Genomic DNA, 20183 nt, shown 5'->3' with positions numbered 1-20183 from the left:
GGGACCGGCGCGGCACCCGGGGGAAACCGGAGGCCCGGGCGGCCCGGGTGGGGTGAGGCTCAGAGGCTCTCGACGAAGTCGCGCGCGATCTCGGCGGGCTCGGCCCGCTCGTCTCCGACGTTACGCAGGTTGAACTCGCGCAGCCGCTCGGTCGTCAGCGCGGCGCTGACCCGGTCGAGCACGGCGACGGCTTCCTCCGGCAGGGCGTCGGCCCGGTAGAGCGGGGTGACGTTCTCCGGGTTGACCAGGCCCTCCGGGTCCTCGAGGGTGACCGTGTCGACCTCGTCTCCGTCCGAGTCCAGGGCCGGCGAGGTGGTGAAGATGTTGGCCACGTCGACCTGCCCGTCGCGCAGGGCGGTCACGGTCAGCGGGCCGCCGGAGTCGGAGATCAGCCGGTACTCGATGGAGTCGGCCGGCACCCCGTAGACGCGCTCCATGCCCTCGGCGTTGAAGGAGCGCCCGGTGATCTCCGGGTTCGCCGCCCAGCGCACCGGGTCCAGCTTGGCCAGGTCGGCCAGGGTGCGCAGGCCGTGCTCCTCGGCGGTCTCGGGCAGCACGCGGAAGGAGTCGGCGTTCTCGCCCGGGGCCGGCTGCGCGATCGCCAGGCCGGCGGGCAGCGCCCCGGCGGCCTGCCCGGCCAGCTCGTCGGTGTCCGTGCCCGGGGTGACGTCGACGCCGTAGTAGACGGCCAGCGCCCCGAGGTACTCGGGGAAGACGTCGACGTCGCCGGACTCCAGTGCGGAGGTGTAGACCTCGCGCGAGCCGATGCCGGAGGAGACCTCGGCGTCGAAACCGGCCTCGTTCAGCGCCTCGGCGTAGATGTGGCCGAGGATGTCGGACTCCGGGAAGTTCGCGGTGCCGACGACGATCGTGCCGTCCCCGCCGCGGCCGGCGGTGGCCTCGGTGGAGGTCGGGTCGGTGCTCAGGCAGGCGGTCAGCGCGAGCGCGAGCACGGCGCCCAGCGCGGTGCCGAGGAGCGCGCGCAGGCGGCGCGCCGGGCCCGGCCGGCGTGGGTGGTGGTCTGCGCGGCCGGGGCGCGGGCGTGCGGTGTGCCGGTGCGTGGGGGAGTGGTGCTCGGTCACGGGTTTGCTCCTTCGGGTGCGGCGGTGCGCGGGCGCACGGCGCGCTGCACACCCGCCAGGGCGAGGTCGATGACGAGGGCCGCGGCGATGATCACGAGTGCGCCGGCGACCATCGTCGAGTAGCTCTGCACGGCCAGGCCGTCCAGGATCAGCCGGCCCAGCCCGCCGAGCCCGATGTAGGCGGCCACCGTGGTGGTGGCCATGACCTGCACCATCGCCGAGCGCACACCGCCGACGATCGTCGGGGCGGCCAGCGGCAGCTCGACCCCGCGCACGATCTGGCTCTCGGTGTGGCCGACGGCGCGCGCGGCGTCGACGATCTCGGCCGGCACCGAGGCCATCCCGGAGAAGGCGTTGGCCAGCACGGCCGGCACGGCCAGGATCACCAGCACGACGGTCGTCGGCACCAGCGGCAGGCTCACCCCGACGGTCAGCTCCACGGTCAGGAAGGTCAGCAGGCCAAGGGCCGGCATGGCGCGCAGCGCGCCGGTGAGCGCCAGCAGCGCGGAGGAGCCGCGGCGTCGGTGGCCGAGCCACAGGCCCACCGGCAGGGCGAGCAGGCACGCGGCGGCGAGCGCCAGGAAGGCGTAGAGCAGGTGCTCGCCGAGGCGGCCGAGCAGCATGCCCGTGTTCTCCGGGTCGAACAGGAAACGCAGGGCGTCGAGGAAGAAGATCACTTGGACGCCGCCTTCGCACCCCACGGCATCAGCACGCGCCCGGCGGCGACCAGCACGGCGTCGAAAATCAACGCCAGCACCACGGTGCCGATGACCCCGGTGAGGATCTCGGTGGGGAAGGAGCGCGCGAAGCCCTCGGTGAACAGCGTGCCCAGCGACTCGACGCCGATCAGCGCGCCGACGGAGACCAGCGCGATCGTGGAGGCCGAGACCACGCGCACCCCGCCGAGGATGACGGGGCCGGCCAGGGGGAGTTCCACCTGGAACACCCGCTGGGCGGGGCTGAAGCCGAGGGCCTCGGCGGTGGTGCGCGCGGTGGCGTCCACGGAGTCGAAGCCGTCGGCGCAGGTGCGCACGAGGAGCGCGACCCCGTAGGCGGTCAGCGCGACGACGACGTTGGCCGGGGCGATGATCGAGGTGTCCAGGAACAGCGGCATGAGGATGAACAGCACCAGCGAGGGCACGGCGTAGACCAGTCCGGCGGCGGTGACCACCACGTCGCGCCAGCGCCTCGCGCGGTGGGCGGCCCAGCCCAGCGGGAGGGCGATGACCGTGGCGGCCAGGACGGCCGGGGCGGCCAGGCCGGCGTGGGTCAGGGCGAGGCCGGCCAGTTCGGGGGCGTTGTCGGCGATCCAGTCGAGCCTCACGGGCGCCCGCCCCCGTCGAGGGTGCCGATGACCCGGCCGCGCGCGTCGCGCACCACCCGGCCGGCGTCGTCGAGGTGCAGGCGGCGGGCGTCGGCGCCGACGAAGGCGCGCACGTGGTCGCTGGCCGGGGCCGTCAGCAGCTCCTCCGGGGTGCCTTCCTGCTCGATGCGCCCGCCGGCGGAGAGCAGCAGGATACGGTCGGCCAGGCGGAAGGCCTCGGACATGTCGTGGGTGACCAGCACGACCGTCTTGCGCAGCCGGGACTGCAGCTCGGCGAGCAGGTCCTGCAGGCTGCGGCGCACCACCGGGTCGACGGCGCCGAAGGGCTCGTCCATCAGCAGGATGTGCGGGTCGTGGGCCAGTGCGCGCGCCACGCCGACGCGCTGGGCCTGCCCGCCGGAGAGCTCGCCGGGGTAGCGGCGCAGCAGGTCCACGGGCAGCTCGACCATGCGGGCCAGCTCCTCGACGCCGTGGGCCGGTTCGGTGCCGGTCAGCTTCGGCACGGTCAGGATGTTGGCCTCGACGGTGCGGTGGGGCAAAAGGCCCGAGCCCTGGATGACGTATCCGATGGAGCGGCGCAGCTCGACCGCGTCGAGGTCCGCGACGTCGCGGCCGTCGACCTCGACGGTGCCCGAGGTCGGGGTGACCATGCGGTTCACGGTGCGCAGCACGGTGGTCTTGCCGGAGCCGGAGGCGCCCACCAGGGCGGTGACCGAGGCGTCGGGGAACCGGCAGCTGACCGCCTCGACGGCGGGGGAGGGTGTACCGGGGTAGGCGACGGTGACGTCGCGGAGCTCGATCAAGAGGTAAGACCCGTCTGTGTTCGGAGACTGCGCGCGGATCCCGGTGGGGCCGGGGCGCGCATGCGTGTCCCGCCACGCTAGCACCGTGGGGGCACCGTGGGGCCGGGTCGACGTTTCCGCCCACGGGCCCACCCCCGGCGGCTACGATGAGTCGCATGACTTTCGAGCTCCTGCCCGCAGTGGACGTCGTCGGTGGCCAGGCCGTGCGCCTGGAGAAGGGCGCCGCCGGCACCGAGAAGTCCTACGGTGACCCGCTGGCCGCGGCCCTGGCCTGGCAGGAGCAGGGCGCGAACTGGCTGCACTTCGTCGACCTCGACGCGGCCTTCGGGCGCGGCTCCAACCACGAGCTGATGGCGCGCATCACCGGCGAGCTGGACATCAACGTCGAGCTGACCGGCGGCATCCGCGACGACGCCTCCCTCGAGCGCGCCCTGGGCACCGGGGCGGCGCGCGTGAACATCGGCACGGCCGCACTGGAGAACCCGGAGTGGATCGCCCGGGTGCTCGGCGAGTACGGCGACCGGGTGGCCGTGGACCTGGCCGTCCTCGAGGAGGAGGGCCGCTGGCGGACCCGCACCAAGGGCTGGGTCGACGACGCCGGCGACCTGTGGGAGGAGCTCGAGCGCCTCGACGCCGACGGCTGCACCCGCTTCGTGGTCACCGACGTCTCCACCGACGGCATGCTCAGCGGGCCCAACGTCGACCTGCTGCGCGACGTCTCCGCGGCCACCGACGCCGCCGTGACCGCCTCGGGCGGGGTGGCCACCCTCGACCACGTCCGCCAGCTGGCGGGACTTCTCGACGAGGGCATCGACGCCGCGATCGTCGGCAAGGCGCTCTACGAGGACCGCTTCACGCTCGCCGACGCCCTGGCGGCCGCCGCAGAGGCCGCCGAGGCCGCCGGGGCCGCCGGGGCCGCGGGCGCCGAGACCACCGCCGCGGAGCCCACCGCGGCGGAATGACACGTACCGGAGACGAGGACGAGGACCATGGCCGCGAAGGACACGGAGAGCGCTGAGACCGACCTGCCGGGCATGCTGGCGGTGGCCGTCGACGCGGTGAAGTCCGCCGAGGAGGTCTTCCTCGACCGGCTCGGCGCCCCGCCGAGCGTGGCCAAGGGCGAGCACGACTTCGCCACCCAGGCCGACCTGGACATCGAGTCGCTGCTGCGCGTGCGCCTCGGGGCCACCGGCATCCCGGTGCTCGGCGAGGAGGGCGGCGGCGACGTCCACGCCGAGCGCACCTGGGTCGTCGACCCGATCGACGGCACCGCCAACTACTCGGTGGGCAACCCCATGGCCGCGATCCTGGTCTCGCTGCTCGTCCACGGCCAGCCCGTCGTCGCGGTGACCTCCATCCCGGTGGTCGGCCGGCGCCTGGCCGTCACCGAGGGCGGGCCGATCACCGTCAACGGCGAGGAGATCACCCCGGACCCGAACCCGGACGAGATCCCCGCCCAGGTCGGCTTCTCCTCGGTGGCCTCGCCCAGCGGCTCCGAGTTCTCCTCGCACTTCCGCCAGGACCTGCTCGCCGAGCTGGCCAGCACCTTCCTGCGCCCGCGCATCACCGGATCGGTGGGTGTGGACCTCGCCTTCACCGCCACCGGGACCTTCGGCGGGGCGCTGTCGCTCTCGCCGCACCCGTGGGACAACGCCGCGGGCGTGCTGCTGGCCCGGGCCGCCGGGCGCCGGGTCACCGACATCCACGGCGAGGAGTGGACCCCCGACTCGCGCGAGGTTGTCGCGGGTGCGCCGGCCTCGCACGAGGCCATCTTGACTACGATTGCCAGGGTCAGAGAGCGCGGCGGCCGCTGAACCGCCGCATCCGGCGGGCCCGGCCCGCCGCGTCACACCGCCGAGGAGCAGAAGGAGGAAGCCATGTCGCTGGCCGTGCGGGTCATCCCGTGTCTCGACGTCGACGAGGGCCGCGTGGTCAAGGGGGTCAACTTCGAGAACCTGCGTGACGCGGGCGACCCGGTCGAGCTGGCCGCCCGCTACGACGCCGAGGGGGCCGACGAGCTGACCTTCCTCGACGTCTCGGCCTCCAAGGCCGGGCGCGGCACGATGCTGGAGGTGGTGCGTCGCACCGCCGAGCAGGTCTTCATCCCCCTGACCGTCGGCGGCGGGGTGCGCAGCGTCGCGGACGTGCGCGAGCTGCTGCGCGCCGGGGCCGACAAGGTCTCGGTCAACACGGCCGCGATCAAGAACCCGGACCTGGTCGCCGAGCTCTCGCGCACCTTCGGCGCCCAGTGCATCGTGCTCTCCGTCGACGCCCGCCGCGTGCCGGTCGACGGCGAGCCGCAGCCCAGCGGCTTCGAGGTGACCACCCACGGCGGCACCCGCTCGGCGGACATCGACGCCGTCGAGTGGGCGCGGCGCGGCGCCGAGCTGGGCGCCGGCGAGATCCTGCTGAACTCCATGGACGCCGACGGCACCAAGGACGGCTTCGACCTCGAGCTGCTGCGCGCCGTGCGCGCCGCCGTGAGTGTCCCGGTCATCGCCTCGGGCGGTGCCGGCAAGGCCGCGGACTTCCCGCCGGCCGTGGCCGCGGGCGCGGACGCCGTGCTCGCCGCCTCGATCTTCCACTTCGGCGAGGTCACCATCGGCGAGGTCAAGGACGCCCTCGCCGCGGCCGGACAGGAGGTGCGCCGATGAGCACGAACCCCGCGGACTTCGAGCTGGACCCGGCCATCGCCGGGCGGGTGCGCTTCAACGACGCCGGCCTCGTGCCGGTGGTGGTTCAGGCCCACGGTTCCGGCGAGGTGCTCATGATGGCCTGGATGGACGCCCACGCGCTGGCGCACACCATCGCCACGCGCAGGGGCACCTACTGGTCGCGCTCGCGCGGCGAGTACTGGATCAAGGGTCTGACCTCGGGGCACACCCAGTACGTCCACCAGGTGCGCCTCGACTGCGACGGCGACACCGTGCTCATGGTCGTCGACCAGAAGGGCGGGGCCTGCCACACCGGCGACCGCACCTGCTTCGACGCCGACGAGCTGCTGGGGGAGGAGTAGGACCGTGGCCGAAGAGATTTCCGACGCCGCGCGTGACGACGCCGCGGGCACAGTCGACGCGGCCGACGCGGGCGCCGGGGACGGCGCCGATGGCGCCGCCGCCGGCGCCGCCACGACCGGAGTCGCCGAGAAGAAGACCGCCAACCGCGGCGCGCTCGGCGTCTCCCTCGGCGGCCTGATCGTCTGGCTGGGCTCGCGGCTGACCTGGGTCAGCGTGGACAGCTTCGACGACAAACTGGGACAGACCCACCACGACATTGTCGGCGGCTCCTGGGCCACCGAGCTGACCGTCGCGGCGCTGCTGCTCGTCGCGGCCGCCGCCGGCAGCTTCGTGCTGCGCCGGGTGGGCCGCCGCGTCGTCGGCGTGATCGCTGCGCTCATCGCCGCCGCCGTCGCCTGGATCCCGCTGAGCCTGCTGCTCGGTGGGCCGGACCCCGACCGCGTCTTCGGGCTCCTGACCTCCGGGGCGGACAGCCAGCGCGCCGACGACCCCGTCGCGCTGAACTCCTGGGCGGAGCTCACCGACGTCCAGCTCGACGCCCTCGGCCCCTCGATCGCCCTGGCCGGCGCCGCCCTGGCGCTGTTGGCCGCCGTGCTCATCGTCGTGCGCCCGGGCACCGACGCGCCCAAGCGCACCCGCTTCGCCCGCGGCAACCAGCGCCGCGCGCGGGTGACCCGGGACCTCGAGGAGGACCCCGAGTCCGGCCGGGTGCTCTGGGACGCCCTCGACGCGGACATCGATCCCACGGACCGCTGAACTACTGGTGTGGCCCACCGTCACCGACAGCCCCTCGCACAGCGCGAGGGGCTGATTTCGTGGCGGGGCAGTCGCCGGGATAGTATTCGAGACGAACCAGACAGTGTCCCCAGTCACGTCCCACCCCGGGCGTGGCGGAGAGGAGCCGGCGATGTCGACGTCCGTGGCCGTGGAGCATGTCTTCGCACACGCCCGCCTCGAACTCGCACGTCGGGAGCGCGCGGTGCCCTTCCGGGAGATCAAGGCCGCCTCCCGCGACTGCGCGCCGGCCCGCGACGGCCTGGCCGCACTCCTCGAGGGCGGCTGCTCCGTGATCCCCGAGATCAAGCGGCACAGCCCGGGCCAGGGCCGGCTGCGTGACCTGGACACGAAGGCGGCGGGCGTGCTCGCCGCCGAGCTCGAGGAGGCCGGCGCCGGGATGCTGGCCGTGCAGACCGAGCCGCACCGCTTCGCCGGGTCGCTGGAGGACCTCGCCGCCGTCTCCGCGGCCGTGGCGGTGCCCGTGATGGTCCGCGACCTGATCTTCGACCCGTACCAGATCCACGAGGCCCGCGTCCACGGCGCCGACGTCATCCCGCTGATCGCCGACTACCTGGACGCCGACCGCCTGGCCGCCCTCGTCGACCGGGCCGCCTCGCTGGGCATGACCCCCATGGTCGAGGCCCGCACCTACCCGGCCCTCGAGCGGGCCCTGGCCGCCGGCGCCGAGGTCGTCGGCGTCGACGCGCGCGACCCGGTCACCGGCGAGGTCGACCGCGGCCTGCTCGCCGAGATCACCACCGGACTGCCCGAGTCCGTCGCCCGCGTGGCGCTGTCCGGCGTGCGCTCGGCGCGCGACGTGCTCGCCTACGCCTCGGCCGGCGCCGACGCCGTGGTGGTCGGTCAGACCGTGATGACCGACGAGGACCCGGCCGCCTGCGTGCGCACCCTCTCCGCGGCCGGCAACCACCCGGCCTGCCCCCGGCGCGTGACCGCCCGGTAGGGCACAATGGCGAGTCGTGCACACCGATTACCTCGCCAACATCCCCTCGCCCCCGCAGGGCGTCTGGCACCTCGGGCCGATCCCCGTGCGCGCCTACGCGCTGTGCATCATCACGGGCATCCTCGTCGCTCTCTGGCTGACGCTGCGCCGCTACCGCGCCCGCGGCGGCGACCCGGACATGATCTGGGACTCCGCCATCGTGGTCATCATCGCCGGCGTCATCGGCGGCCGGGCCTACCACGTCATCTCGCACTGGCCGGACTACTTCGGCGCGGACGCTGACCCCTGGGCCTGGGCCAAGATCACGGAGGGCGGCCTGGCGATCATCGGCGCGGTCCTGCTCGGCGGGCTGGCCATCTGGGTCTTCTACCGCTGGCGCGGCGTGCCGGTGGCCCCCTTCGCCGACGCGGTGGCCCCGGGCCTGATCCTCGCGCAGGGCATCGGGCGCTTCGGCAACTGGTTCAACCAGGAGCTCTACGGCCGGCCCACGGACGTGCCCTGGGCGCTCGACCTCTACTACCGCGTCGACGCCGAGGGGAACTTCGCGCCGCTGACCGGGCGCTCCACCGGTGAGGTCATCGCCTCGGTGCACCCGACCTTCCTCTACGAGTCGCTCTGGAACGTCGGTGCCTTCCTGCTGCTGCTCTGGCTGGACCGCCGCCTGCGCCTCGGCCACGGCCGCGTCTTCGCGCTCTACCTCGTCCTCTACGGCCTGGGTCGTTCCTGGGTCGAGCTGATGCGCACCGACCCCGCCCAGCACATCCTGGGCATGCGCGTGAACTCGTTTGCCGCGCTGGTCTTCATCGTCGTCGGCCTCGTCGCCTTCCTGCTGCTGCCGCGCGGCCGCGAGTCCGGCAGGGAGGTGCTCGGGAACCGCCCCGCGCCCGGCACCGCCGAGGAGGGCAGGGAGATTGACGACGCCGCGTCGGGCCCCGCAGGCGCCGACCGTGCGGCCGGCGCGGGCGTCGGGGAACCCGCCGCCCCGGGGGCGGCGAGCGCCGCGGGGGAGGCAACCACGACGGCGCACGGCGCCGACGCCGCGGGCGTCGGCAATTCCGCCGGGGCAAAGCAGACACGAACGGACGGAACCGGGAAAGAACGGTAGGCTCCGGGGTGCCCAAGGAAACGGGCACAGACCGGGCCCGAAACGGCCGAACAGGCTTCCTGCGGACTGAAAAACGTGACAGTAGCAACACAATCGGGCATCATCGTGACCGATCGGGCAGTCGCTCGTATGGAAACCCACAACGGAAAGCAGTAGGTTGGAGCTCGTGGATAGAAGAACCAAGATCGTTTGCACGCTCGGTCCCGCCGTCGCCAGCCAGGAGGGCATCCTGGAGCTGGTCGAGGCGGGCATGAATGTCGCCCGCATGAACTTCTCGCACGGCGACCACCCTGACCACAAGCAGAACTACGAGTGGGTCCGCGAGGCCACGGACAAGACCGGCCGCGCCGTCGGTATCCTGGCCGACCTCCAGGGCCCCAAGATCCGTCTGGGCCGGTTCAAGGAGACCGAGACGGAGTGGAAGAACGGCGAGATCGTCCGGATCACCATCGACGACGTCGAGGGCACCCACGACCGCGTCTCCACCACCTACAAGGGCCTGGCGCGCGACGCCAAGCCCGGTGACCGCCTGCTCGTCGACGACGGCAAGGTCGCCCTCGTCTGCAAGGAGGTCGACGGCAACGACGTCGTCTGCGAGGTCGTCGAGGGCGGCCCCGTCTCCAACAACAAGGGCGTCTCGCTGCCCGGCATGGACATCTCCGTGCCGGCCCTGTCCGAGAAGGACAAGGCGGACCTGCGCTACGCGCTGAAGCTCGGAGTCGACCTCGTCGCCCTGTCCTTCGTGCGCTCCCCGGCGGACGTCGACCTGGTCCACGAGATCATGGACGAGGTCGGCCGCCGCGTGCCGGTCATCGCCAAGCTCGAGAAGCCGGAGGCGGTCGACGCCCTGGAGTCCATCGTGCTGGCCTTCGACGGCATCATGATCGCCCGTGGTGACCTCGGCGTCGAGGTCCCGCTCGAGGAGGTGCCGCTGTTCCAGAAGCGCGCCATCCAGATCGCCCGCGAGAACGCCAAGCCGGTCATCGTCGCCACCCAGATGCTGGACTCGATGATCAACAACTCGCGCCCGACCCGCGCCGAGGCCTCCGACGTCGCCAACGCCGTCCTCGACGGCGCCGACGCGGTCATGCTCTCCGGCGAGACCTCGGTGGGCGTCAACCCGCAGCACACCGTGCGCACCATGGCCCGCATCGTCCGCGAGGCGGAGCACGGCGGCTCGGTGCCCCCGCTGGCCCACATCCCGCGCACCAAGCGCGGCGTGATCTCCTTCTCGGCCCGCGACATCGCCGAGCGTCTCAACGCCCGCGCGCTGGTCGCGTTCACCTCCTCCGGTGACACCGCCCGCCGCCTGGCCCGCCTGCACTCGCACCTGCCGCTGCTGGTGTTCACCCCGGATCCCTCGGTCCGTTCGCAGCTGGCCCTGAGCTGGGGCGCGGAGACCTTCCTGACCCGCAAGGTCGCCTCCACCGACGAGATGATCGTCGAGATCAACGAGAACCTGCTCAAGATGAGCGAGTACGACCGCGAGGACATGATGGTCATCGTGGCCGGCACCCCGCCCGGAATCAAGGGCAACACCAACATGATCCACGTGCACCTGCTCGGCGAGGACTTCTCCGCCGGCGCCGCCGTGGACGCCGACCGCAAGTAGGTCGGAAAGCCGGCCGCAGGCAGGTCGGCAGGCCCACGTCCCCCTCACCCCCGGGTGAGCGGGCACGGGTCTGAACACGAAGAGAGGGGCCCCTCACGGGGCCCCTCTTTTCATGTCCGGGGGTCCACCCGGCGCCCGGTCACGAGCGGGGCAGGGCCGCCGCACCGCGGTGCGGGGCGGCGGTGCGGGGGAGGACTAGTCCCACTCGAGCGGGGTCGGCTCCAGGTGCCAGACCTCGCGGGCGTAGTCGGCGATGGTGCGGTCGGAGGAGAACCGGCCGGAGGCGCAGATGTTCACCCAGCACATCCGGGCCCAGTGGTCCGGGTCGGCGACGTAGTCGGCGGCCATCCGGTCGCGGGTCTCGCGGTAGTCCGCGAAGTCGCCGAGCACGTAGTAGGTGTCCGGCTCGTTGTAGCCGTCGCCCAGCAGCGAGCGGCGCAGGTCGGCGAACCAGCCGGAACCGGAGTCGTCGAGCAGCTCGCCGGTCAACGCGTCGAGCACGCGGCGCAGGCCCGGGGTGGCGTCGGCCACGGCGTTCGGGTCGTAGCTCTCGCGCAGGCCCGGCAGCTCGTCCTCCTTGGCACCGAAGATGTAGGCGTTGTCGTCGCCGACGGCGTCGAGGATCTCGACGTTGGCGCCGTCCAGGGTGCCCAGGGTCAGCGCGCCGTTCATCATGAACTTCATGTTCGAGGTGCCCGAGGCCTCCTTGCCGGCCGTCGAGATCTGCTCGGAGACGTCCGCGGCCGGGATGATGTGCTCGGCCGGGGAGACGTTGTAGTTGTGCACGAAGACGACGCTGAGGTACTTCGAGACCTCCTCGTCGTTGTTGACCAGGCGGGCGATCTCGTTGATCAGCTTGATGATCGCCTTGGCCCGGATGTAGCCCGGGGCGGCCTTCGCGCCAAAGATGAAGGTGCGCTTGGGCACGTCGCGCTCGCCGTCGACCTTGATGCGGAAGTACAGGTCGAGGATGTAGAGCGCGTTGAGCAGCTGGCGCTTGTACTCGTGCAGGCGCTTGATCTGCACGTCGAAGATCGAGTCGGGGTCGATCTCCACGCCCTCGCGCTCGGCGACCCACTCGGCGAAGTCGGCCTTGTTGGCCGCCTTGATCTCGCGCAGGCGCTTCATCGTCGCGGCGTCCTCGGCCAGCGGGGCGAGCTTGGCCAGCTCGGTCAGGTCGGTGACCCAGGCGTCGGAGCCGGCGGCCTCGGTCAGCAGCCCGGCCAGGCGCGGGTTGCACATGCGCAGCCAGCGGCGCGGGGTCACGCCGTTGGTCTTGTTGTTGAACTTCTCCGGCCAGATGCCGTGCCAGTCGGCCAGCGTCTCGCGCTTGATGATCTCGGTGTGCAGCGCGGCGACGCCGTTGATCGAGTAGGAGGCGTAGCAGGCGATCCAGGCCATGCGGACCTTGCCGTCCTGGACCGGGGCGATCCGCGCGATCTGGCCCTCGTCGATGTCGCGGCCGCGCATGTCCTCGCGGAAGCGGCGGTCGATCTCGCAGACCAGCTCCCAGACGCGGTGGAAGAGCGTCTGGAAGATCGAGACGTCCCACTGCTCGAGGGCCTCGGTGAGCACGGTGTGGTTGGTGTAGGCGAAGGTCTTCGTGACCACGCCCCAGGCGTCGTCCCAGCTCATGTGGTAGTCGTCGAGCAGGATGCGCAGCAGCTCCGGGATGGCGAGCACCGGGTGGGTGTCGTTGAGCTGCACGCAGTTGTACTCGGCGAAGCCGCGGAGGTCCTCGCCGTGGTTGTGCACGTAGTTGGCCACCATCGACTGCAGGGACGCGGAGACGAAGAAGTACTGCTGGCGCACGCGCAGCACCTTGCCCTGGTAGGTGGTGTCGTTCGGGTAGAGCACGCGGCAGATGTCTGAGACCTTCTCGCGCTCCAGGATCGCGTCGGTGAACCGCTGCGAGTTGAAGGCGTCGTAGTCGAACTCGGTCATCGGCTCGGCGTTCCACAGCCGCAGGGTGCCCACGTTGTCGGTGCCGTAGCCGGTGATCGGCATGTCGTGGGGCACGGCGCGCACCGTCATGTCGTCGAAGTGGACGATGCGCTGCTGGCTGTGGCGGCGGAAGGTGAAGGCGTAGCCGTCGTCGCGCCAGGCGTCCGGGGACTCCTTCTGGAAGCCGTCCTCGAAGGACTGGCGGAACAGGCCGTAGCGGTAGAGCAGCCCGTAGCCGGTCACGGGGTAGTCCTGGGTGACCGCGGAGTCGAGGAAGCAGGCGGCCAGGCGGCCCAGGCCGCCGTTGCCCAGCGCGGCGTCGTACTCGGCCTCGAGCACGTCGGCCAGCTCGCGGCCGTCCTTCGCCACGGCCTCGCGGGCCTCCTCGACGAGGCCGAGGTTGGTCAGGTTGTTCAGCAGGGCGCGGCCCATGAGGAACTCGGCGGAGAAGTAGTGCTGCTGGCGGCCGCGGCTGTAGGTCAGGTCGGTGGCCTCCCAACGGTCGGCGATCTGGTCCATGACCGCACGCGACAGGCCGAACCAGTACTTGCGGTTCGTCGCGTCGGCGGGGGAGGTGCCGGCGGCGCCGCGCACGTGGCCGGGCAGCGCCTCAGGCAGGCTGGGGATCGGGGACGGGTGGGACATCAGTTGCTCCTGCTCTCACGGTTAACGGGACGTGTCAGCGAACGCGTCCAGGGTAGCCCGCCCCCGCGGGTTGTGCTCGGCGACGGGGGGTGGCCGGGCTCAGTTGTGGTTGCCCAGGTAGGTCAGCACCGCGGCGGCCGCGGCGCGGGTGGCCGAGGAGACCGTCGGCTCGTAGTCCGGCAGGAAGGTCGACATGTGGTTGACCGGCACGTCGGTGTCGACGGTGCCGCCGTGCACGGCCGCGTCCCACTGCTCGCGCGGGGTGCAGCCGACCAGCCAGAACAGGTAGGGCGCCCCGAAGGCGCGGGGGATGTGCGAGAAGTCCTCGGAGACCGTGGAGCGCTCCGCGTCGACGGAGTCCGGCCCGAAGACGGCGTCGAAGACCGGGCGCACCCGCTCGAAGACCTCCTTCGAGTTGTCCGTGAGCTCCGCGTGCGAGAAGTACTCGAAGCGCGGCGGCTCCGGGCAGCCGGAGGCCTCGCACTCGGCGTGGACGACCCGGCGGATGCCGGAGTAGACGCGGCGCTTGACCGTGTCGTCGTAGAAGCGGCAGTTCAGGGTCAGCTCCGCGGTGTCCGGGATGATGTTGTTGGTGGTGCCGGCGTGCACCTTGCCCACCGAGATCACGGCGAAGTCGTTGGGGTCGACCTCGCGGCCGACCAAGCCCTGCAGCCGGATGATGACCATCGCGGCGACATAGGTCGGGTCGATGGCCTTGTGCGGCATCGAACCGTGGGCGCTGCGCCCGGTGATGGTGATCGTCACCGAGTCCGCGGCGGCGAGCTGGCCGCCGGGCATCGTCTGCACCTCGCCGGCGCGGCCGGGCATGATGTGCTGGCCGAAGCAGACGTCCGGGGCGGGGATGCGCCGGGCCAGGCCGTCGGCGAGCATCGCGTCGGCGCCGGTGCCGATCTCCTCGGAGGGCTGGAAGAGCGCCAGGAAGGTGCCGGACCAGGAGTCGCGGTTGTCGTCGAGCAGCTCGCAGGCGCCCAGCAGGGCGGTGGTGTGCATGTCGTGGCCGCAGGCGTGCATCACCGGCACGGTCGAGCCGTCCGGGCGCGCCTGCACGCGCGTCGAGGCGTAGGGCACCCCGGTGGTCTCCTTGACCGGCAGGGCGTCGAAGTCGGCGCGGAAGAGCGCGGTCGGCCCGGGGCCGTTGCGGAAGACGGCGACGATGCCGAAGCCGCCGATCGGCTGCACGATCTCGCAGTCGAGGTTCTCCAGCCGGCCGAGGATCTTCTGCGACGTCGCGCGCTCGAGCCCGGAGAGTTCCGGGTGCTCGTGCAGGTCCTCGTAGAGGGCGCGCTGGAAGCTCAGGTCGGTCTTCGCGTTCGCGAGCAGGTGGGCGGGGGTCAGGCTCATGCCTCGGGTCTGCCTTCCGGTCTGTTCGTGGTCGGCGACCACTATAGAGGCAGCACGGCCCACGGGACCAGGAAGTGACGACGCATGCGACGCCCCTGACGTGCGCGGGAAGGGGAGACCTCCGGCGCGCGGCGCCCCGCGCCGCGCGGGGCGCGGGACGGGTGCGGGGTCCGCCCGCGGCGAGCGGCGCGACGTCGGAAATCGAGCCCCTAAGGCAGCAGCGGGTTGTAGCGCAGGGAGTTGGGCTCCACGTGGCATTCGGTGCCGATGCGCAGGTCCTGGGCGATGCGGCCCTCGCCGCGCAGGCGGATCATCGCCGTGGTGACGCGGTCGCGGATGTTCTCCGGGGAGAGCGTGTTGACGTAGATCTTCGTGCCGCCCTCGAAGCCGGCGAGCGTGGAGACGCGCCACTTGATCATCACGCGCCAGGGCATCGGCACGTCGAGGTCGACGGGCTTGTGGTGCCACTCCTCGTTGCACGGCACGTCCGGGCCCGTGGCGGCGTGGCAGGCGTGCAGCATGTCGCTCATCGCGCGGACCTCGGAGGCGTCCTGCAGCCAGGGCTCGGCGACCGCCGACTTCGAGAAGACCTCGATGGTGGGGTAGCGGTGGCCGAAGCCGGCGAAGCAGACCACGTGCTGGTTCTCCGCGATGATCAGGTTGTGGTAGTTCGCGTAGTCGACCGCCCACTCGTTGTACATGTTGTAGTTCGAGCGCAGGTGCGAGATCTCCAGCTCGGACTGCACGCCGCGCTCGTCGATGGCCACCAGCTGCTTATGCAGGTGGTCGAAGCTGGCGCCGGCGGGCTTGAGCCAGTTCTGGAAGACGGCGACGTAGCGGGCGTAGCGGTTGTGCTCGTAGATCTCCGCCATCGAGTCGACCGTGAAGCGGATGAAGGCGGCGTGCTCGTCCGGGGTCAGCGTGCCCGAGGAGGCCAACTGGGAGGTGTCCCCGGCGCCGTCGACGAAGTGGCGCCGGCCGATGACCAGGTCGTGGCCGCCGCCGAAGAAGGCGTCGCCGAGCTCGAGCAGGCGCTCCTCGGGCAGGTCCGGGTCCTGGCCGGCGGCCTTGAGCTTGTTCTGCACGGTGGCCAGCACGTGCTCACGCCCGCCCGGGGCGGAGAGGTACTGCTCGCGGCGGGCCAGCTGCGCGGCGTCCATGCGGTAGTCGTAGTTCTCGCGCCAGTAGTCGTAGGAGACGATCTCGAAGAGGTTGGGCACCCGGCGGAACTCCGGGACCGTCTCGGTGAGCTGGTCCGGGGTCACCCCGCGCACGATGCGCCAGTGGTCGTCCTCGCGGATCATCCGGGCCTTCTCCGGCGGGGTCTGCAGCAGGCGTTCGGCGCAGAAGGCGCAGGAGTCCTCGCGGTTGGCGTCGGTGACCGGCTCCGGGTCGGCCTGCGGGCGCGAGAGCGGCCGGTTGCCGCGGCCCGGCACCGTCCAGACCTCGGTGCCGGTGAACGGATTGACCTGCTTGATGGTGCCGTCGGCCATCACGTTCAGCGGGTTGTGCCGCGGAATGTAGGGGCTATTCATGGTCCACCTTTCCGGTTATGCTCTGGGGCCATGCCACAGATTCAGTTCGACGTCCTCGTCCCCGCGGACCGTGCGGAGGCCCTCCAGGAGCGGTTCGCCGACGCGGGGGAGAAGCTGGCCGCGGCCGGTGTCCTCGAGGCGATGCCGGTCGAGTCCACGCAGGCCCGGCTGCAGGCCGGGGTCGCCGATCAGCTAAGGCAAACGTACCGCGATCAGCACCAGGGCCGCGACCTGGAGAACGCGGAGGTGGTGCGCTACCTCATGCGCCCCGAGGGGTTCTCCGGCTCCGTCAACCAGCTGACGATGGCGCTCTCGCGCCTGCTCACCCCGGCCGCCGAGCTGCCGGACGACCCGGTGCTGCTCGAGAACGAGACCGCCCACGAGCTGCCCGCCGTCTACCCCTGGACGGTGGAGATCTTCCGGTAGGCCTCGGCCACCCGGGCGCCGGCCGCGCGCAGTGCGTCGGCGTCCTTCGAGCCCGTCTCCTCGACGAGGCTGCCGGCCGGCAGCGCGCCGCGGGCCGCCGCGTCCGCGCGGCCGCAGACCACCGCGAGGTGCGCGCCCTCGGCGCGCTCGAGCCCGGCGAGCGTGCCGACGACCTTGCCGGTGAAGCTCTGCGCGTCCAGGGAACCCTCGCCGGTGATGACCAGGTCGGCGGAGGCGACGGCGTCCTCGAGACCCAGCGACGCGGCGACGACGGGCGCGCCGGGCAGGATCCGCGGGTCCGGGTTGCCCAGGAGCCGTGCCAGCCAGGTCAGGCAGACCGGCACGCCGCCGGCCGCGCCCGCGCCGGGGGTGGTCGGGTCGAACTCGAGGACCTTGCAGAGGTGGGCGAGCGACTCGTCGAGCAGTTCGACGTCGTCCGCGGCCGCGCCCTTCTGCGGGCCGAAGACCCGCGCGGCGCCCTCGGGGCCGGTCACCGGGGCCGTGACGTCGGTGAGCAGGACGAACTCCATGGCGCCGGCGTCCGTGTTGAGCCGGGCGGTGTCCACGGACTCGACGGCGCTGAGCCAGCCGCCGCCCTTGGGCACGGGCAGGCCGCGGCGGTCGAGCAGGCGCGCGCCGAGCGCGACGAGGATCCCGCTGCCGCCGTCGACGGTGCCGGAGCCGCCCAGGGCGAGCACCACGCGCTGGGCGCCGCGGGTGCGCGCGTCGGCGATGAGCACGCCGGTGCCGTAGGTGTCGCCGGTCAGCGGCACGGGGCGGTCGGCCACGGCGGGCAGGCCGGAGGCGGCGGCGACGTCGATGTAGGCGGTGGCCGCCGCGGCGTCGTAGACGTAGGCGGCCTCGGTCAGCCGCCCGGCGGCGTCGGTGGTGGGCAGGGTGACGGTCTCGCCGGTGAAGCGGGCGGCGGTGCCCTCGCCGCCGTCGGCCATGGGGGCGAGGGTGATCTCGGCGTCGGGGAGCACCTCGCGCACGCCGGCGCCGATGAGTTCGGCGGCGGCGTCGGCGTCGAAGGTGCCCTTGAACGAGTCGGGGGCGATGACGACCCGGGCGCCCCCGGTCGCGGGGCGCGGGGTCTCGGGGTGCCGGTCAGCGGGATTGTTCACGTCCTCCATTGTTACGCACGAGGGTATGTGACCAGCATCACGCAGTTTTTGTCGGTCGTTTGACCGGTATTTTGGTGCAGGTCAAACGGCCTTGTGTCATAATCAGTCGCGTCCACAGCCACACCGGGCGTCTCAGGGCGACGCGTTTTCACGCGGTCGCCGGGCGTGCGGGAAGAGACCCCAAGGAAGGACCGTCAGGACATGAACGTCGACGAACAGGTTTCCAGCTACTACGACCTCCTGCTCAAGCGCAACGCCGGCGAGCCGGAGTTCCACCAGGCCGTCGCCGAGGTGCTCGACTCGCTCAAGATCGTGCTCGAGAAGGACTCGCACTACGGCGACTACGGCCTGATCCAGCGCCTCTGCGAGCCGGAGCGCCAGCTGATCTTCCGTGTGCCGTGGGTCGACGACAACGGCGACGTCCAGATCAACCGCGGCTTCCGCGTCCAGTTCAACTCCGCCCTCGGGCCCTACAAGGGCGGCCTGCGCTTCCACCCCTCGGTCAACCTGGGCATCATCAAGTTCCTGGGCTTCGAGCAGATCTTCAAGAACTCCCTGACCGGCCTGCCCATCGGCGGCGGCAAGGGCGGCTCGGACTTCGACCCGAAGGGCAAGTCCGACGCCGAGGTCATGCGCTTCTGCCAGTCCTTCATGACCGAGCTGTCCCGCCACATCGGCGAGTACCGCGACGTGCCCGCCGGTGACATCGGCGTCGGCGCCCGCGAGATCGGCTACCTCTTCGGCCAGTACCGTCGCCTGGTCAACCAGCACGAGTCCGGCGTGCTCACCGGCAAGGGCCTGACCTGGGGCGGCTCCCTGGTGCGCACCGAGGCCACCGGCTACGGCCTGGTCTACCTGACCCAGGAGATGATGGCCGCCCACGGCGAGTCCTTCTCCGGCTCCAAGGTCACCGTCTCCGGCTCCGGCAACGTGGCCATCTACGCCATCGAGAAGGCCCAGGAGCTCGGCGCCACCGTCATCGGATTCTCCGACTCCTCCGGCTGGGTCGAGTGCCCGGACGGCGTCGACGTCGAGCTGCTCAAGGAGGTCAAGGAGGTCCGCCGCGGCCGCGTCGCCGACTACGTCTCCGAGGCCGAGGGCGCGACCCTGCACACCGACGGCTCCATCTGGGACAAGCCCTGCGACGTGGCCCTGCCGTGCGCCACCCAGAACGAGCTCGACGGCGAGCACGCCGAGCACCTGTTCAACAACGGCTGCCGCTTCGTCGCCGAGGGCGCGAACATGCCCTCGACCGCCGACGCCATCGAGGTCTTCCGCGAGAAGGGCGTCCACTTCGCCCCGGGCAAGGCCGCCAACGCCGGCGGCGTGGCCACCTCCGCGCTCGAGATGCAGCAGAACGCCACCCGTGACTCCTGGAGCTTCGAGTACACGGACCAGCGCCTGCACAAGATCATGTCCAACATCTTCCGCCATACCGCCGACGCCGCCGCCGAGTACGGCCGCGAGGGCGACTACGTGGTGGGCGCGAACATCGCCGGCTTCAAGAAGGTCGCCGACGCCATGCTCGCCCAGGGCGTGATCTAGGTCCGGGGCGTGATCGAACAGTAGGGAACGGTCCGCACGGACCCGGAAAATGCGGCGCGGCGCGGGGAGAACCCCGCGCCGCGCCGGTACGCTTGGGGCCATGTACCGCGTGTTTGAAGCTCTCGATGAACTGGTCCAGACCGTGGAGCAGGCCTACGGCGTGCCCATGACCTCCAACTGCATGGTGCCGCGCAACGACGTGTTGGCGCTTCTCGACGACATGCGCAACGCGCTGCCCGTCGAGATCGACGACGCCCAGGACGTCCTCGACCGCCGCGACGAACTGATCCGTGGCGCCGAGGAGCGCGCCCAGCAGATCGTCTCCGACGCCGAGCACGAGGCCAACGACATCGTCGGCTCCGCCCACGAGGAGAGCGAGAACATGCTCGCCGACGCGCAGACCCGCTCGACCACGATGGTCTCGCGCGCCCAGGAGGAGGCCGAGCAGACCGTCTCCCACGCCCGCGCCGAGGCCGAGGACACCGTCGCCCGCGCCCAGTCCGAGTCCGACCGCCTGGTCAAGGAGGGCAACGCCTCCTACCAGCGCAGCGTCGACGAGGGTCTGGCCGAGCAGAAGCGCCTGGTCTCCGAGTCCGAGGTCGCCCGCCGCGCCGAGGAGGAGGCCCACCGCGTGGTCGAGGCCGCCCACTCCGAGTCGCGCCAGCTGCGCCAGGAGTGCGACGAGTTCGTCGACGGCAAGCTCGCCGACTTTGAGGAGACCCTCTCCGGGGTCCTGCGCACCGTCTCCAGCGACCGCGCCGCCCTGCGCCGCGGCGCCGGCGCCTCCGGCGGCGCCCAGCGCGGCGACCGCTCGATCGGTGCCTCCGGGGCCGCCGGCACGCGGGGCCCGAGCCGCGGCGGATACGACTACGACTACGACGAACGTGACTGGTCGCAGCCGCGTCGCGAGGGGTAGGATCG

The 20183-nt window shown here is 71.9% G+C and carries 19 protein-coding genes; 11 read left to right on the top strand and 8 right to left on the bottom strand.

The window, feature by feature from the left end; translation table 11 throughout:
- Positions 1-59: 59 nt before the first annotated feature.
- Genes CFRA_RS07615 through CFRA_RS07600 form a run of 4 tightly spaced genes read right to left on the bottom strand, consistent with a single transcriptional unit; the run spans position 60 to position 3209 of the window.
- On the bottom strand, positions 60-1082 hold the full coding sequence (locus CFRA_RS07615; RefSeq protein ID WP_245797519.1) for an ABC transporter substrate-binding protein: 1023 nt from the start codon (positions 1080-1082) through the stop codon (positions 60-62).
- Positions 1079-1759 (bottom strand): ABC transporter permease, encoded by a 681-nt coding sequence (locus CFRA_RS07610; protein WP_075664151.1) that lies wholly within the window; start codon positions 1757-1759, stop codon positions 1079-1081. Before CFRA_RS07610 ends, CFRA_RS07615 begins: the two co-directional genes overlap by 4 nt.
- Positions 1756-2406 carry an ABC transporter permease gene (locus CFRA_RS07605; RefSeq protein WP_075664150.1) on the bottom strand — a complete coding sequence of 217 codons (651 nt, stop codon included), beginning with the start codon at positions 2404-2406 and terminating at the stop codon, positions 1756-1758. Before CFRA_RS07605 ends, CFRA_RS07610 begins: the two co-directional genes overlap by 4 nt.
- A complete protein-coding gene (locus CFRA_RS07600; protein ID WP_075664149.1) occupies positions 2403-3209 on the bottom strand; it encodes an ATP-binding cassette domain-containing protein in 807 nt (268 codons plus the stop codon). The genes CFRA_RS07605 and CFRA_RS07600 overlap by 4 nt, the downstream gene beginning before the upstream one ends.
- A gap of 155 nt (positions 3210-3364) precedes the next feature.
- Here CFRA_RS07600 and priA point away from each other — a divergent pair, with 155 nt between their 5' ends.
- The 8 genes from priA to pyk all read left to right on the top strand — a co-directional run bounded on the left by priA (position 3365) and on the right by pyk (position 10681).
- Positions 3365-4171, top strand: a complete 807-nt coding sequence (priA, locus tag CFRA_RS07595; protein WP_083666896.1) for a bifunctional 1-(5-phosphoribosyl)-5-((5-phosphoribosylamino)methylideneamino)imidazole-4-carboxamide isomerase/phosphoribosylanthranilate isomerase PriA — start codon at positions 3365-3367, stop codon at positions 4169-4171.
- A gap of 27 nt (positions 4172-4198) precedes the next feature.
- A complete protein-coding gene (locus tag CFRA_RS07590; RefSeq protein WP_075664148.1) occupies positions 4199-5023 on the top strand; it encodes an inositol monophosphatase family protein in 825 nt (274 codons plus the stop codon).
- 63 nt (positions 5024-5086) lie between these two features.
- Positions 5087-5863 carry an imidazole glycerol phosphate synthase subunit HisF gene (gene hisF, locus CFRA_RS07585; RefSeq protein WP_075664147.1) on the top strand — a complete coding sequence of 259 codons (777 nt, stop codon included), beginning with the start codon at positions 5087-5089 and terminating at the stop codon, positions 5861-5863.
- Complete coding sequence (gene hisI, locus CFRA_RS07580) at positions 5860-6225, top strand: phosphoribosyl-AMP cyclohydrolase (protein ID WP_075664146.1); 366 nt, start codon at positions 5860-5862, stop codon at positions 6223-6225. Before hisF ends, hisI begins: the two co-directional genes overlap by 4 nt.
- A 4-nt stretch (positions 6226-6229) precedes the next feature.
- Positions 6230-6982, top strand: coding sequence for a TIGR02234 family membrane protein (locus tag CFRA_RS07575; RefSeq protein WP_245797517.1), 753 nt, complete (start codon positions 6230-6232; stop codon positions 6980-6982).
- Between the two features lie 151 nt (positions 6983-7133).
- Positions 7134-7964 carry an indole-3-glycerol phosphate synthase TrpC gene (locus tag CFRA_RS07570; protein WP_075664145.1) on the top strand — a complete coding sequence of 277 codons (831 nt, stop codon included), beginning with the start codon at positions 7134-7136 and terminating at the stop codon, positions 7962-7964.
- A 16-nt stretch (positions 7965-7980) separates the two neighbouring features.
- Positions 7981-9069, top strand: coding sequence for a prolipoprotein diacylglyceryl transferase (gene lgt / locus CFRA_RS07565; protein WP_075664144.1), 1089 nt, complete (start codon positions 7981-7983; stop codon positions 9067-9069).
- A gap of 166 nt (positions 9070-9235) precedes the next feature.
- Positions 9236-10681, top strand: a complete 1446-nt coding sequence (gene pyk / locus CFRA_RS07560; protein ID WP_075664948.1) for a pyruvate kinase — start codon at positions 9236-9238, stop codon at positions 10679-10681.
- Between the two features lie 195 nt (positions 10682-10876).
- Here pyk and CFRA_RS07555 read toward each other — a convergent pair whose 3' ends face one another.
- The 3 genes from CFRA_RS07555 to CFRA_RS07545 all read right to left on the bottom strand — a co-directional run bounded on the left by CFRA_RS07555 (position 10877) and on the right by CFRA_RS07545 (position 16167).
- Complete coding sequence (locus CFRA_RS07555) at positions 10877-13270, bottom strand: glycogen/starch/alpha-glucan phosphorylase (RefSeq protein WP_075664143.1); 2394 nt, start codon at positions 13268-13270, stop codon at positions 10877-10879.
- A gap of 99 nt (positions 13271-13369) precedes the next feature.
- Entirely contained in the window at positions 13370-14632 is a 1263-nt protein-coding gene (locus tag CFRA_RS07550) for an amidohydrolase (protein WP_075664142.1), read from the bottom strand.
- A gap of 209 nt (positions 14633-14841) precedes the next feature.
- Positions 14842-16167: a DUF4921 family protein gene (locus CFRA_RS07545; RefSeq protein WP_075664141.1), complete on the bottom strand. Its 1326-nt coding sequence runs from the start codon at positions 16165-16167 to the stop codon at positions 14842-14844.
- Positions 16168-16197: 30 nt separating this feature from the next.
- Between CFRA_RS07545 and CFRA_RS07540 the strand changes: the two genes are divergently transcribed.
- Positions 16198-16593 carry a hypothetical protein gene (locus CFRA_RS07540; protein WP_075664140.1) on the top strand — a complete coding sequence of 132 codons (396 nt, stop codon included), beginning with the start codon at positions 16198-16200 and terminating at the stop codon, positions 16591-16593.
- On the opposite strand, the gene CFRA_RS07535 is transcribed toward CFRA_RS07540, so the two are convergent.
- Positions 16563-17726: a glycerate kinase gene (locus CFRA_RS07535; RefSeq protein WP_083666895.1), complete on the bottom strand. Its 1164-nt coding sequence runs from the start codon at positions 17724-17726 to the stop codon at positions 16563-16565. The genes CFRA_RS07540 and CFRA_RS07535 overlap by 31 nt on opposite strands.
- 192 nt (positions 17727-17918) lie before the next feature.
- Between CFRA_RS07535 and gdhA the strand changes: the two genes are divergently transcribed.
- Both gdhA and CFRA_RS07525 read left to right on the top strand, forming a co-directional pair.
- Positions 17919-19262: an NADP-specific glutamate dehydrogenase gene (gene gdhA, locus CFRA_RS07530; RefSeq protein ID WP_075664138.1), complete on the top strand. Its 1344-nt coding sequence runs from the start codon at positions 17919-17921 to the stop codon at positions 19260-19262.
- A gap of 100 nt (positions 19263-19362) precedes the next feature.
- A complete protein-coding gene (locus CFRA_RS07525) occupies positions 19363-20178 on the top strand; it encodes a F0F1 ATP synthase subunit B family protein (RefSeq protein WP_075664137.1) in 816 nt (271 codons plus the stop codon).
- The last annotated feature ends 5 nt before the right edge of the window (positions 20179-20183 follow it).

The sequence above is a fragment of the Corynebacterium frankenforstense DSM 45800 genome (assembly GCF_001941485.1).
Classification (GTDB): Bacteria; Actinomycetota; Actinomycetes; order Mycobacteriales; family Mycobacteriaceae; genus Corynebacterium; species Corynebacterium frankenforstense.
This window is presented reverse-complemented; position numbering and strand designations above follow the sequence as displayed.